Source organism: Pseudomonas batumici, from assembly GCF_036585405.1.
GTDB lineage: Bacteria > Pseudomonadota > Gammaproteobacteria > Pseudomonadales > Pseudomonadaceae > Aquipseudomonas > Aquipseudomonas batumici.
On sequence record NZ_CP144470.1, the window covers coordinates 2,011,573 to 2,025,970 of the forward strand.

The window sequence follows — 14,398 nt, forward strand, 5'->3', positions numbered from 1 at the left end:
GTGTGTAACGATCAGGGCTCGAGACGACGCTGCTGGTAGATCAAATCGACAATCTCTCCGTCCGGGGCGTAACCGCTCACGGTGTCCCTCAGGAGCTGGCGGACCCGCGAATAATCATCCCGCTCGACGGCGGACAGCAATTCCGTCAGCTTGCCCTTGAGCACCTCCCAAGGCAGATGGTCTTCATTGGCGCTCATGATCATCGGGTGCTGGGTGGCGGCGACGTTGTCACCGATCAGCAGCTCTTCGTAGAGCTTCTCACCGGGACGCAGCCCGGTGAACTCGATGGTGATATCACCGTGAGGATTCTTGTCCGAACGGACACTCAAGCCCGACAGGTGAATCATCTTCTCCGCCAATTCGACAATCTTCACCGGCTCGCCCATGTCCAGCACGAACACATCACCGCCCAGCCCCATCGAGCCGGCTTGAATGACCAGTTGCGCGGCCTCGGGGATCGTCATGAAATAACGGGTAATCTTCGGATGCGTGACCGTCAGCGGGCCGCCCGACTTGATCTGCTTGTGGAACAGCGGAATCACCGAACCGGAGGACCCGAGCACATTGCCGAATCGCACCATCGTGAACCGGGTTTTATTGACCCGGGACACGTTGGTCTTGTCACCAAACATCACCGGCGCCAGTTCACGGCTCAGGGCCTGCAACGTCAGTTCCGCCAGTCGCTTGGTACTGCCCATGACATTCGTCGGGCGCACGGCCTTGTCTGTCGAAATCAGCACAAAGTTCGCCACACCGGCCTGAAGGGCTGCCTGCGCGGTATTCAGCGTCCCCATCACATTGTTCAGTACGCCTTCGGCAATATTGTGCTCGACCATCGGCACATGCTTGTAGGCCGCCGCGTGATACACCGTATCCACGTGCCAGGTTTTCATCACGTCCAGCAGTTTGTCCTGGTTGCGCACTGAACCGAGAATCGGCAGCAGCCGCACCGACAGCGACTCACGGGCAATACGTTGCTCGAGTTCCGACAGAATGCTGTAGAGATTGAACTCACTGTGCTCGAACAACAGCAGCGTGGTCGGCTTCAAGGCGAGGATCTGGCGACACAGCTCCGAACCGATAGAGCCGCCCGCCCCCGTGACCAGAACCGATTGATCCTTGACGCAATGCTCGAGCAAATCGCCCTGCGCCGGTACCGCATCGCGACCAAGCAGGTCTGCGATGTCGACTTCCTGAATGTCATCAACCTTGACCCGGCCGCTGGCCAGGTCCATGAAACCCGGCACACTTCGAACGTGCAGCGGAAAACCTTCCAGAAAACCCAGGATCTCGCGGCGACGCCCACGGTTGGCGGAAGGAATGGCCAGCAGGACCTCTTGAGCGCCGGTTTCTTCGATCATGCGCTGAATGTGCTTGGGCTTGTACACCTGCAAGCCGGAAATCATCCGATCCACAATGCTTTTATCATCATCGATAAAGGCCACCGGACGCATGACCCGTCCCATGCGCAAGGCGGCAACCAGCTGGTTACCCGCAGCACCCGCACCATAGATGGCAACGCGCGTTAACCCGTTGTCCCGGTTGGTGAACGGAACATGCTGCGCCGCGGTAAACCAGTCGCCCAGAAAATACTGGCGCATGGCCAAGCGCAACCCGCCCACCATGATCAGGCTCAGCCACCAGTAGTTGAAAATGATCGAGCGGGGCACGACGTTCTGATGGTTGCTGTACCAGTACACCACCATCCCGAGAATCAGCGACGAAAGGCTGACGGCCTTGATAATCGCAATCAGGGCATCATTGCCGAAATAGCGCATCACCGCCCGGTACATGCCAAAGCGGATAAAAAGAGGGACAGCAATAACCGGGGCGGCCAGAAACAACCAGACATGCTGGGTAAACGGATTGACCATATCGTCGATGCCCAAGCGGACGACGAATGCCATCCACAAGGCCAGCCAAACCAGCAAAATGTCTGTGGTGACTTGCAAAATGCGCTTGTGTCGACGCGGAAGGCTTAACAAGTATGCTCGCATCTTATCCATAATCCCGTCGCTCACCTTTTGTAATCTACAGAACAAAACCAGCTCAATTTCGTGCATGACGCTCCGGCACGAAACCACACCCGAAACAGACTCGTGCTATGCCAGACCGCCTGTAGCGAAAATACGCCTAACGCCATGCCTGGAAAACCACTTCCTGCATCCCCCATGAAAATCCGCGCAGGATGACGAAAAAAGGCCGGAATGCACGCTTATCCAATGACAAGACTACATTCTCGGCCTCATTTTTATCGCCAAATCCTGTGCAACCTGGCGCAGTACCTCAGTACAGCAGCGCTCCTGCCATCACGGCTCCAGTCGACGCTGACGGTAGATCAAATCGACAATCTCTCCGTCCGGGGCGTAACCGCTGACGGTGTCCCGCAGCAGCTGGCGGACCCGCGAATAATCATCCCGCTCAATGGCAGACAGCAATTCCGTCAGCTTGCCCTTGAGCACCTCCCAAGGCAGATGGTCTTCATTGGCGCTCATGATCATCGGGTGCTGGGTGGCGGCGACGTTGTCACCGATCAGCAGCTCTTCGTAGAGCTTCTCGCCGGGACGCAACCCGGTGAACTCGATGGCGATATCACCGTGAGGATTCTTGTCCGAACGGACACTCAAACCCGACAGGTGAATCATCTTCTCCGCCAATTCGACAATCTTCACCGGTTCGCCCATGTCCAGCACGAACACATCACCGCCCTGGCCCATCGAGCCGGCTTGAATAACCAGTTGCGCGGCCTCGGGGATCGTCATGAAATAACGGGTAATCTTCGGATGCGTGACCGTCAGCGGGCCACCCGACTTGATCTGCTTGTGGAACAGCGGAATCACCGAACCGGAGGACCCGAGCACATTGCCGAATCGCACCATCGTGAACCGGGTTTTATTGACCCGGGACACGCTGCTCTTGTCACCAAACATCACCGGCGCCAGTTCACGGCTCAGGGCCTGCAACGTCAGTTCCGCCAGTCGCTTGGTACTGCCCATGACATTCGTCGGGCGCACGGCCTTGTCTGTCGAAATCAGCACAAAGTTCGCCACACCGGCCTGAAGAGCTGCCTGCGCGGTATTCAGCGTCCCCATCACATTGTTCAGTACGCCTTCGGCAATATTGTGCTCGACCATCGGCACATGCTTGTAGGCCGCCGCGTGATACACCGTATCCACGTGCCAGGTTTTCATCACGTCCAGCAGCTTGTCCTGGTTGCGCACTGAACCGAGAATCGGCAGCAGCCGCACCGACAGCGACTCACGGGCAATACGTTGCTCGAGTTCCGACAGAATGCTGTAAAGATTGAACTCACTGTGCTCGAACAACAGCAGCGTGGTCGGCCTCAGTGCGAGGATCTGGCGACACAGCTCGGAACCGATAGAGCCACCCGCCCCCGTGACCAGAACCGATTGATCCTTGACGCAATGCTCGAGCAAACCGCCCTGCGCCGGCACCGCATCGCGGCCAAGCAGGTCTGCGATGTCGACTTCCTGAATGTCATCAACCTTGACCCGGCCGCTGGCCAGGTCCATGAACCCCGGCACACTTCGAACGTGCAACGGAAAACCTTCCAGAAAACCCAGGATCTCGCGGCGACGCCCACGGTTGGCGGAAGGAATGGCCAGCAGGACCTCCTGAGCGCCAGTTTCTTCGATCATGCGTTGAATGTGCTTGGGTTTGTACACCTGCAAGCCGGAAATCACCCGATCCACAATGCTTTTATCATCATCGATAAACGCTACCGGACGCATTGCCCGCCCCATGCGCAAGGCGGCAACCAGTTGGTTACCCGCAGCACCCGCACCATAGATGGCAACGCGCGTTAACCCGTTGTCCCGGTTGGTGAACGGAACATGCTGCGCCGCGGTAAACCAGTCGCCCAGAAAATACTGGCGCATGGCCAAGCGCAACCCGCCCACCATGATCAGGCTCAACCACCAGTAGTTGAAAATGATCGAGCGGGGCACGACGTTCTGATGGTTGCTGTACCAGTACACCACCACTCCGAGCATCAGCGACGAAAGGCTGACGGCCTTGATAATCGCAATCAGCGCATCATTGCCGAAATAGCGCATCACTGCCCGGTACATCCCGAAGCGGATAAAGAGGGGAATTGCGACCACTGGAGCACCGAGGAATAACCAGAGGTGCTGAGTAAAAGGATTGACCATATCGTCAATCCCTAAACGAACAACAAATGCCATCCAGAGCGCGAACCAGACAAGGACGACATCTGTCGACACCTGAATGAGTCGTTTACTGCGGCGCGGAAGACCTAACAATAAAGCTCGGAATCTGTCCATAACCCCTTTTGAACACCTCTTGCCACACTTAAATTAGAGAGGACGCTACTAGCGATCACACTCGAGCACATTCAAGACAATAGAAATACCAAACCTCACACAGCCGAGGACGGCGACGCTTTTTCCAGCTCTCCTGCATGAAACTTTATCGCCAGGACGATCAACGGCAAGTAAGCGATCACTAGACCATACACACCATCAAGGCCTAGCTTTATGACGCAGATAGCAATAGGTAATAGCCAAAATAGGTTGATGCACGCCACCGCCAGTGTGACTGGCAGGTGCTTACCGACCTTCCGAGAGGCAAACTGATAAGCGTGGCTACGATGGGCTTCATAAACTTTATCGCCACGTATCAACCGACGCAGCAAGGTAAATGTTGCATCAACGACAAACACACCCAGCAGGATCAACCACCCCCAAAGCAACGATGATGACACCCAGGCAGCTTGTAAGGAAATGGCCCCCAAGGCGATACCGAGAAAACCACTTCCTGCATCTCCCATAAAAATACGTGCAGGAGGAAAGTTCCAATAGAGAAAGCCCACAACGGCCATCGCCAATATCAATGGCGCCCAGAAAAGTCCGGAAAAATCGCCAAGCCAATAAAGCAAACAGGCTCCCAAGCAGGTACACAAGGCCTCGATACTGGCGATACCATCAATGCCATCCATGAAGTTATACAGGTTGAGCATCCAGACAAGATAAATGACAGCCAAAATATGTCCAATCCAGCCAAGATCCACGACCCAGCCCATGACACTGACAGGAGGCAGGCCCCCGAGCCAGAACAAAACCCAAGCTCCAGCGCTGAAATGACCTAATAAGCGCCAGCGAGCTGCTATATGGCCGTGATCGTCCATAAAACCAATCACTGCAACTAAGCCGCCCGCCCCTCCCACAGCAATCAGTTCTGTCCAAGGAACTAGATTGGCCAATCCCAACAAGGGCAGCGAGGCAAGGAAGGCCACAACGATTGCCACTCCGCCACCCCGTGGAGTCGGAATAGAGTGAGAACTGCGAGCATTGGGAACATCAATAATGCTTCGAGCGAGAGCATAACGACGCAAGCCCGCCGTCAAGCCCAAAGAAATAATGGCAACAGCCGGAATTAACCACCAGTAAATCATCGTTTCCGACTCTCCTGAAAATGTAAAGCCGTGTCCTTCAAAGCGGTATCCACCGAAATCGGAGGTGTCCAACCTAATACATCACGTGTTTTGCTTATATCAACCTGAAGTGACCCACATAGTCGCCGCGACAGGTCGTTCTTGCCAATCAGACTGGCAGCTGCCTTGAGGATCCAGCCAGGCACAGGCAGAAGACGCGCGGGTTTACCCAGGGCATGTGCCAACCTGCGTAACAGTTCGGAGGTAGACAAGTCATCCCCATCACTCACCATGAATGTTTGATTAGCAGCCGCCGGATGTTCCATACAGGTCACAACGAGATCAACCAGGTTATCTAATGCAACGAGGCTTCGACTATTGCGGATTGCTCCGAAGGGCAAGGGCACACCCTTATCAAGCCATTGCATCATTTTCAAGAAGTTGGCCTTGACACCAGGTCCGTATACCAAGACTGGTCTGATGATGACAACTTCCATGCCCGTTCTTTCTGCAAGAGCCCTCAGCGCCTGCTCTGCTTCCATTTTGGAAATACCATAGGGATCAGAAGGTGCGGGCAAAGAATCAGCTGAGTAGGCACTTCCCTTTGTCGTGCCCTCACCATTGACCTTGATAGAGCTGAGAAAAACGAAACGACGGACACCCGCCGAAGCCGCTTGCTCTGCAAGCTTCATCGTCCCTTGAACATTGACAGCCCTGAAAGCCGCCAGAGGATCAGGCGCTTCATCATTCATGACATGCACACGAGCCGCAGCATGAACGATAACATCAACACCACTTAGATGTGGCGCCCAATCCATGGAAGGGGAAAGCTCACACTCTTTCAACACACGCACTGAAACGGGATGATCAAAAGATTCACGGCGCGCAGCGGCTAAAACCTCAATGCTTTTTTTGTTCGCCAATACCTTAAGCAGCCTACTGCCGACAAATCCAGACGATCCAGTTACCAATACGCGCATGCTCTTCTCCCTTTTATGCCTTGGACCAGACGGTACGATTAATATAGTCTGTGTAACTATAGACAACTCGCACGATCTGTTTTGATACCGGACCACCCAAATAGTCTTTCACCACGGGAATGACCCGGGCACTACGATCATGTTGGCTTGTCACAACCCGTACCGCGTCCAATACCCGGTCAACTTTAAGCCCACACATAATCAGCGTCCCTTCGTCCATGCCCTCAGGACGTTCATGAGCATTACGAATGGTGACAGCCGGCAGGTTTAACAGTGACGCCTCTTCAGTGATGGTGCCGCTATCAGAAAGAACGCAAAACGATCCCATCTGCAACTTAATGTAATCAAGCAAACCAAAAGGTTTTACAAATCGGATCAACGGATGCTCGAGCGACTCACCTAATGCCTCAAGCCGTTTACGTGTACGCGGGTGCGTGGAAACAATGATCGGGAAACCGTAATTATCAGCCAGCGCGCGAAGCGACGCCAAAAGATCAAGCAAGTTCTCTGGCGTATCCACGTTTTCTTCGCGATGGGTACTGACTATAAAAAACTTCCCATCCTCAAGTTTTTCGCGCTCCAATATATCGGACGCCAAAATCTTAGGCATGTAATGCTCAAGCACCTCCTCCATATGCGAGCCGGTCTTTATAATGGTCTCAGGCTTCACGCCCTCATCCAAAAGATAACGACGTGCGTGCTCGGTCAGAACGAGATTGATATCGCTTAGATGATCTAGAACCTTACGGTTCAACTCTTCGGGCACACGCTGATCAAAACAACGGTTACCGGCTTCCATGTGGAAAACTGGAATTTTTCTGCGCTTGGCCGCAATAACAGCCAGACAGGTATTGGTATCCCCATACAACAAAAGTGCATCTGGCTTTTCCAACTCGAATATTTCATCCGATTTAGAAATCACTTCAGCAATAGTCTGAGCCGCCGTCTCGCCGACAGCACCCAGGAAATGATCCGGCTTGCGGATTTCCAGGTCTTCAAAAAAAACCTGATTAAGCTCGTAATCGTAATTCTGACCCGAGTGAACCAGAACATGATGGGTCTGCTTATCCAGCTCCGCAATAACACGGCTCATTTTGATAAGCTCCGGCCGCGTACCGACCAGCGTCATTACCTTAAGCATTGAGTTGCTCCTGAATGAAATCCAACTTCAGAAGAAGCTCTTTGATCCCTGCAATATCCAAGCGCTCAGTATTGTGAGACGTATAGTCATCCAACTCGGAAATATTTTGCTCACCTTCGACAAAATACTTTTTATAATTGAGATCCCTATTATCGGCCGGAATTCGATAGTAGCGCCCCATGTCCTCAGCCTTAGCCATTTCTTCGCGCGAAATCAGTGACTCGTATAGTTTTTCACCGTGACGAGTACCGATAACCTTGATTGCACTGTCCCCTTTAAAGAGCTCTTTGAGGGCTTGAGCCAATTCAGCAACAGTCGATGCGGGTGCTTTCTGAACAAAGATATCGCCTTGCTCTGCATGCTCAAACGCATGGAGAACCAAGTCTACAGAGTCCTCAAGTGACATAAGAAAACGTGTCATATTAGGATCTGTAACCGTCAACTCACTCCCTTCTTTAAGTTGATTTACAAAAAGAGGAATGACCGAACCCCGGGAAGCCATCACGTTTCCGTAACGCGTAGAGCAGATCACAGGCCCTGTCTCTGGAATGATCCTGGACTTGGCGACTACCAGTTTCTCAGCCATGGCCTTGGAGATGCCCATGGCATTGATTGGGTATACAGCTTTGTCAGTACTCAGCACGATGACGCGACTAACATTATTAGCGATCGCTGCGTTGAGTACGTTTTCGGTACCAATAACGTTAGTTTTAACCGCTTCCATCGGATAAAATTCGCAGGATGGGACCTGCTTAAGGGCGGCTGCGTGAAATATATAATCTACGCCAACCATCGCTTGAGAGACACTGGCGTAGTCTCGAACGTCGCCAATATAAAATTTTACTTTGTCATTACCCAAAGCAATTCGCATGTCTTCTTGTTTTTTTTCATCGCGACTAAAAACACGAATCTCCTTGACATTTGTGTCAAGGAAGCGCTTAAGGACAGTATTCCCAAACGAACCTGTACCACCCGTAATCATCAGAATTTTGTCGTCGAACATCTTGATCACCAAAAATTAAAAAAAGAGTTTAACGCTGAGCGCGCATAGCTTCAATTAAATCAGCCCACGAAGGGGGCGCATATCCTGCCGCAGTCCTGAACCGCGACGAATCCAAAGAGCGGTCGATCTCAAGCTGCTCATCAGGAATAATATTGATTTCCTTTTGATATGTTTTAGCGACTTGACGCAGCAACGACAGCTTGTCAATTGGCTCTGCAGAAACATGATACAGCCCCTGAAGCTCAGGTCTGGGGATCACAAAATCCGCGATTACCCGAGCAAGCTCGACCGTTGGCAATCCAGAAAAAATCGCTTTTGAAAAACCTTTTACGGTACCGGATTGCGAAAGGAACCAATCAATGAGCGATGCCTGGCTATTCAGCTCATGACCGATGATTGACGTACGAAGAGTGACCACATGCGGTTGGTCATTAACCTCACCAATATATTTAGACTTGCCATACAAGTCTTCCGCATCAGAAATATCCTCTTCTTTATACATCCCCTTCCGACCGGAAAAAACACAGTCAGTGCTGATGTGCACCAAGCGTGCGGAGGTCAGGGCACAGAGTTTGGATAGCCTGTGGGGCAACATGGCATTAATGGGCAGCGTAGACAAAGGGTCTTTAGCCGAACTCAACTGTTTTATCAGCCCAACACAGTTGATTACAACCTCAGGCTTACACTGGCTGAATACATCGATCAAAGAATCCTGATCAAGAACATCCACACCGGCGATCAAACGACCTTTAATCGATTTATCGAAACTTTCGATCCCTTTGGCACTGCGGACTGTTCCAGTCACACTCAATGTAGGCGAACCACTGAGGACTTTGAAAACAGCATTACCCAGCATTCCTGTTGCACCCAAGACTAATACACGCATTTCGCTACCTACCTTCTATTAAGACGAGCTGTCAAGATATCAATCAATCGATCGCTCTGAAGATCCATGTCGTAATTTTCGTTAAAGTAATTTATGCCAGAACTTCCCATTTTTTCGCGGTCGGTACTCGAGCATTTTTTCATAGTCAAAATGGTCTCAGCAAGTGCTTGACCACTCTCAGGAGCACAAACCAGTCCTGCACCAGCCTCACTGATCACTCGTGCGCCTTCACCTCGCAAAGCCCCGATGATTGGACGGCCCGCGGCGAGATACGCTTGTATTTTACTGGGTACGGTATAAGAAAAAATCTCTTCGTCTTTCAACGCAACCAACAACGCTGCAGAACGTTGGAATATCTCCGGCATCGCGCTCATGGAAAACCGACCCGGCAGGACTAAATTATCCAAATGATGGATCGCTTTCTGCTCTGCAACCCATGAAAGCATACTACCGCTGCCAACAATGAATATCTTCAAGCCTGGTTCATTTTTCAATATCGAGGCGGCCTCGACAATGCTTTCCACCGACTGGGCAGTCCCCACATTACCCGCGAACACAACACTGAAGTTGCTTTCAAGCTCTGCTCTCAAGGCAGCAGGAATTGTTTGATCTACGATCGAAGAACCCGTTGCATCCATGGAGTTTGGAAAATAGACCATTTTTTCAGCGGGCGCGTATTTTTTTGTCGGTTCAAAAAAAGCATGCGACTGTAATAGCAAAGTATCACAGCATTTATAAATTCCGCGAACCATATAACCGACAAGCTTGAGCATCCAATTTTTCTGAACAAACCCCGTAGCTGAAAGGCTTTCCGGCCATAAATCCTGCACCCAAACAGCCAAGTGTGCCCGCTTGAGCCACTTCAGGAGGATTGCCGGTATCACCTGAGTGATTGGCGAGGGAGCAAAAACAATTATAACATCAATTTTTTTGCCCTTGAGCATTTTAGGGAAATACAAAAGCCCCATAAAAACAAATGACAAATAGTTCAATATCAGCTTTTTCGCCCCCCTTTACCTCGAGGATAAATGGGTACACGCACGACATCGATCAGAGAAAAGCAGCGCTCAGACTGAAGGCCTTTGGCACTATAGCCATCATAAATATCGCCATCAGGGTAATTGGGTTTCCCCGTAGCGACAGTGACTTCATGCCCCTTACCGACAAGCTTCATAGCGAGGTCATTTATTATAAATGTCTCAGGCCAAAAATATTGAGAAACAATTAAAATTCGCATAAACAACCATCAAATCCGATACCAATTAAAGTTGACCCTGGTGCAAAACCCTTATATAAATATCACCCAAGTCACCAACCACATCAATCCACGCACAAAGAAGATCAAACGCCTCGCAAAACTTCACCTTCATCATTGATTAGCTTCGTGACTAATCACGCCAAACAACGCTTTCAGTCCAGCCTTACTGAACACTTGCAAAACCATCCCCGTACAATACTACGGCAGTCAGAAACTCGACCCCCTTGTATATAAAATACAACAGAGTCAAAACAACCGAAACGTTCATGCCTCTCCTACTTTGAAGACCGTAGTACATAAAGACAAAGTAGGAAAATATAACCACTCGCTCGGCACCTATAAAGTAAGCAGCCAGCACCATTGGCAATGATGCAAGTAAAGCCTCAACCCTTCTCGAGCGCGCATAGCATATTGACAGCACTGTGAATATGACGGGCTTCAAAATAGAATCCACCCCTCCCCAAGCACCCGCGTAAAAACTGATTTTTGATTCGATATGCTCTCTCAGGACGATAAGTACCAGTACGATGCCTACCATCAAGAAAGACAAAGACAAAAAGCCTTTCTCTATTCTCCCCAAGAGCAGTCTATTCATAATGAATAGTATTTTTCTGACTTGAGCTGCAACAAGCAACATCAACGTCTGAACATGGGTAAGCACTGAAAAGGCATAGAAAAAATATCGAAAAAAACCTGCCTGGGCGGAACCCATCAAAAAAAATAATAACGACAGCTTCAGTCTTTCTGCAGAAAATGCGAGGACCAATACATAAAAATTCAAATAGACAGCCGGAAATAGAATGCGACTCACATTATTTCGGAGCATCCATAAAAAAATATGGTATCCGAAAAAAAAATTCACAATGGAAAATATTAGATCCTTATCAAAAAACGGCGCAACTACATATGAAAACAAGAAGTACCCAGGTTCACTCGTCCCCAGAGAGTCTCTATAAAACTGGAAAGCTTCTGAAACGGGTAAACCTGCAACGCCAGCATAAAAATGTCGATAGAACTCTTGATCCCCCAATAAAGCGTAAGGAAAAACCAAAAGACTGCCAAAAAAGAATGGAAGAGCCCATAGAAAAGCTTGTAATTTTATTGATGAGACTTTCATGCTTTTGTATACATCAGCAATTCCCTTCGAAACCGACCCTATTTCAACAAGTGCTTTAGTTTTAAGCTAAAGTCCCTTGATTTCTTCTATTGGCAAACTCTGTATCCAGGCCAAACTTATATTTAAGGGCGCATTTTATAAAAGATGCCGCCGCAATAAAGTTGCTATATTTCTCCCCCATAAACAGAGCAAGATCAATTTCTTTGCTTTCCAGATCTATAAAACCATTGGCTGTATGCACCATGGAAAAGCTCTGGGCCTTGGCCTTACATGAATGAGCTGCCGCACTCCAGCTTTCACTACTCTGAATAATGGAAAGCAACTTACTGCTTATCGAAAAAACTTCCTGAGCAGAACTGAGTTCGTTATACGAAAAACCTTCAATATCACTCAAGAAACCATATGTAATTGGATCAACTGTAGACTCGATCCCGACAATCGAAGGCACACCTAGAGCCGCGGCCTCAACAATAGCAGTACCACTTCCTACAAATGCCAGAGCCCCCGTCAGAACCTTGGGAATGTCTTCGTATGCCATGGCTCCTTTAAATATAACCGACGACTCCAAATTCAAGGAAGACACCAATTTTAAAAGCTCTGGCTTGTAAGATCCAGTGCCGTAAATTTCATAAATCAGATTAGGCCTTGCCTTTTTCAACTCAGGCAACAAGCTGATGACGTGCCGATTATAGGCTTTGAATTCATGTAAATTCCCAATCGATACAATGCGATCAGAGTCAGCACTTCCAAGTACCCCTACATCTTTATTCGGAATATCTATACCGATAGGGACAAGGGTCGAAGCAGCGTAACTTTTCCCAAAAAAAGCCTCATATGATTCGCGATTCTTCTCATTAAAAAAGACGATACTTTCTGCAGGTAAAAGCGAAAATAACTTCTTGGCTTTATTGGCAAAATAGTACTCTACATCATCAAACATAATTTCATTTTGATGATAAATACCAAACGACAACTTAAAAGGCAAACTGACGTCGGCAAAACAACGTTTTACGAACAGAAGCCCAAAAACTCCCATGACATGCACGTGATGATTATACTTATGCAAGAGTTCGGTGACTTTCGAAAAGTCAACAGGAACGAATCCGCCCAGTTGCGAGCGGAAGACCGGAGCAAAAATCTCGCGAGCAATATCTTTTAGATAATAAATATCTGCATATTGGCGAATCTTATCCTCTAGCCCCTTATCAACAATATCAAACAGCACTAACACGCCCGTCTTCTTGTTTCTTTTTTTGAACTCCCGAGCCAATCTCAAAATAAATGTTGTACCACCATTCAACTCTAAAACATTAGCAATGAATAGCATCAGCCTTCCTCCCGATAGATGTCGATTTTAAATAAATGGCAAAAACCACAACGACTACAACAAAGTAAATAACGTACGAAATCGCATAACCAACCATGACACCCTTAGTATCTGGATATACTTTAAGCATCATCAGAGAAAGTAATAAGAACAACGCATTCTGGACAAGCTCAGAGGCTATATAGATTTTTGTAGCGGCTTTTGCGACCGCGACAAATCCTATGACATACGAAAGCACTTTAAAAAAATCACCCACCAATTGAAAAACTATCACCTCATCAAGTGCATTGAAGCTCGATGACAGAATAAGTGGAATAAAAAAGCCCCGCCCAATATATAACACACCACCACCAGCAGCAAAAATCACAGCCATCAGGACAACAAACTTCAGTGTTACCAAACCAATTTCATGCTTTACTTCAAGCCGCGAAATCATTGGCATAAAATAGTAAGCGAGAAAAATTGAGAAAAAGCCGAGATAAGCACTTGATAACTTAATAGCCCCTTGCCACACACCTGCCGCACTATAACCTGCCGAGTCAATCAGCATTTGACGGACAATAATTTCAACTACTGGAAATGTCACTGCGCTCGTCATCAACATCAGGGTATAAGATGACAAACGAAGGAATTCAATTTTTTTAAACTTTACCAAAGACACTTTATTTCTGAAGCTAGACTTCCAAAAAAAATAAAATGCTGGAATAAAGGTGATTGCATACAGGACTATAATCGACAGCGCCGCCCCAACACTGCCATACTGAGAGATCAACCCCCATACGATAGGCAAAGCGCTTAAACTTCCGAATATTTGTATCTTGGAATAAATATCCGTTTTCATTAAACCGTTACTGAGACCCACCACCAGGTTTACAAACGCAAACAATACCTGAGCGACAGCCAGTATTATGATAACCCAATACATGTCCGGGTCTTTGAAGACCAAACTTGCAATTTTTTTCGAAAACACTACCCCAACACACATAACGACAAGACAAAATATCGCCGAGTATGTCGCAGACACCGAAACAAACCTAAGCAAAAGCCTGGGCTGCCTGGCATATTCCGCAGCATATTTTATGACTGCATTAATTACCCCTCCTCCGGCAATCATGTAGACCATTGTTGAGACACTCATAAAGTGTCCCAACGCCCCCATACCTTCGGCGCCAAGATAGTAAGCAATTATTTTAATAAGAATAAAGCCCATCACAATTCTTGATAGATGGGCGCAGCTGGTTAAAATGGCGCCTTTAAGTAGATTCATTTGCTG

Annotated in this window: 11 protein-coding genes and 1 pseudogene; all 12 read right to left on the reverse strand. The window is 48.8% G+C overall.

What is annotated here, in order from left to right; all coding sequences use genetic code 11:
* Window positions 1–11: 11 nt before the first annotated feature.
* The 12 genes and pseudogenes from NUH87_RS08890 to NUH87_RS08945 all read right to left on the reverse strand — a co-directional run bounded on the left by NUH87_RS08890 (window position 12) and on the right by NUH87_RS08945 (window position 14,392).
* Window positions 12–2,006, reverse strand: a complete 1,995-nt coding sequence (locus tag NUH87_RS08890) for a polysaccharide biosynthesis protein (protein WP_422393931.1) — start codon at window positions 2,004–2,006, stop codon at window positions 12–14.
* Between the two features lie 74 nt (window positions 2,007–2,080).
* Window positions 2,081–2,188: pseudogene (locus tag NUH87_RS08895) on the reverse strand (glycosyl transferase); the annotation flags it as partial.
* Window positions 2,189–2,309: 121 nt separating this feature from the next.
* The gene (locus NUH87_RS08900) at window positions 2,310–4,304 is read right to left on the reverse strand and encodes a nucleoside-diphosphate sugar epimerase/dehydratase (protein ID WP_338525653.1); all 1,995 of its coding nucleotides are present in this window, start codon (window positions 4,302–4,304) and stop codon (window positions 2,310–2,312) included.
* A gap of 95 nt (window positions 4,305–4,399) precedes the next feature.
* Entirely contained in the window at window positions 4,400–5,434 is a 1,035-nt protein-coding gene (locus NUH87_RS08905) for a glycosyltransferase family 4 protein (protein ID WP_338525654.1), read from the reverse strand.
* Window positions 5,431–6,393 carry an SDR family oxidoreductase gene (locus NUH87_RS08910; RefSeq protein ID WP_338525655.1) on the reverse strand — a complete coding sequence of 321 codons (963 nt, stop codon included), beginning with the start codon at window positions 6,391–6,393 and terminating at the stop codon, window positions 5,431–5,433. The genes NUH87_RS08905 and NUH87_RS08910 overlap by 4 nt, the downstream gene beginning before the upstream one ends.
* Window positions 6,394–6,406: 13 nt before the next feature.
* Complete coding sequence (gene wecB / locus NUH87_RS08915; RefSeq protein WP_338525656.1) at window positions 6,407–7,534, reverse strand: non-hydrolyzing UDP-N-acetylglucosamine 2-epimerase; 1,128 nt, start codon at window positions 7,532–7,534, stop codon at window positions 6,407–6,409.
* Window positions 7,527–8,537, reverse strand: a complete 1,011-nt coding sequence (locus NUH87_RS08920; RefSeq protein ID WP_338525657.1) for a polysaccharide biosynthesis protein — start codon at window positions 8,535–8,537, stop codon at window positions 7,527–7,529. The genes wecB and NUH87_RS08920 overlap by 8 nt, the downstream gene beginning before the upstream one ends.
* A gap of 28 nt (window positions 8,538–8,565) precedes the next feature.
* Window positions 8,566–9,423, reverse strand: a complete 858-nt coding sequence (locus NUH87_RS08925; RefSeq protein ID WP_338525658.1) for an SDR family oxidoreductase — start codon at window positions 9,421–9,423, stop codon at window positions 8,566–8,568.
* Between the two features lie 8 nt (window positions 9,424–9,431).
* A complete protein-coding gene (locus tag NUH87_RS08930) occupies window positions 9,432–10,415 on the reverse strand; it encodes a glycosyltransferase family 4 protein (protein ID WP_338525659.1) in 984 nt (327 codons plus the stop codon).
* Between the two features lie 429 nt (window positions 10,416–10,844).
* Window positions 10,845–11,798 (reverse strand): hypothetical protein, encoded by a 954-nt coding sequence (locus tag NUH87_RS08935; RefSeq protein WP_338525660.1) that lies wholly within the window; start codon window positions 11,796–11,798, stop codon window positions 10,845–10,847.
* Between the two features lie 61 nt (window positions 11,799–11,859).
* Window positions 11,860–13,125 (reverse strand): glycosyltransferase family 4 protein, encoded by a 1,266-nt coding sequence (locus NUH87_RS08940; protein WP_338525661.1) that lies wholly within the window; start codon window positions 13,123–13,125, stop codon window positions 11,860–11,862.
* Window positions 13,109–14,392: an O-antigen translocase gene (locus NUH87_RS08945; RefSeq protein ID WP_338525662.1), complete on the reverse strand. Its 1,284-nt coding sequence runs from the start codon at window positions 14,390–14,392 to the stop codon at window positions 13,109–13,111. Before NUH87_RS08945 ends, NUH87_RS08940 begins: the two co-directional genes overlap by 17 nt.
* Window positions 14,393–14,398: the final 6 nt, after the last annotated feature.

What these genes read in the sequence shown, in the direction of transcription:
- wecB (WP_338525656.1), bottom strand. Translation starts at nt 7,534, where the DNA reads ATGCTTAAGGTAATGACGCTGGTCGGTACGCGGCCGGAGCTTATCAAA.
- NUH87_RS08925 (WP_338525658.1), bottom strand. Translation starts at nt 9,423, where the DNA reads ATGCGTGTATTAGTCTTGGGTGCAACAGGAATGCTGGGTAATGCTGTT.
- NUH87_RS08945 (WP_338525662.1), bottom strand. Translation starts at nt 14,392, where the DNA reads ATGAATCTACTTAAAGGCGCCATTTTAACCAGCTGCGCCCATCTATCA.
- NUH87_RS08935 (WP_338525660.1), bottom strand. Translation starts at nt 11,798, where the DNA reads ATGAAAGTCTCATCAATAAAATTACAAGCTTTTCTATGGGCTCTTCCA.
- NUH87_RS08890 (WP_422393931.1), bottom strand. Translation starts at nt 2,006, where the DNA reads ATGGATAAGATGCGAGCATACTTGTTAAGCCTTCCGCGTCGACACAAG.
- NUH87_RS08940 (WP_338525661.1), bottom strand. Translation starts at nt 13,125, where the DNA reads ATGCTATTCATTGCTAATGTTTTAGAGTTGAATGGTGGTACAACATTT.
- NUH87_RS08920 (WP_338525657.1), bottom strand. Translation starts at nt 8,537, where the DNA reads ATGTTCGACGACAAAATTCTGATGATTACGGGTGGTACAGGTTCGTTT.
- NUH87_RS08905 (WP_338525654.1), bottom strand. Translation starts at nt 5,434, where the DNA reads ATGATTTACTGGTGGTTAATTCCGGCTGTTGCCATTATTTCTTTGGGC.
- NUH87_RS08910 (WP_338525655.1), bottom strand. Translation starts at nt 6,393, where the DNA reads ATGCGCGTATTGGTAACTGGATCGTCTGGATTTGTCGGCAGTAGGCTG.
- NUH87_RS08900 (WP_338525653.1), bottom strand. Translation starts at nt 4,304, where the DNA reads ATGGACAGATTCCGAGCTTTATTGTTAGGTCTTCCGCGCCGCAGTAAA.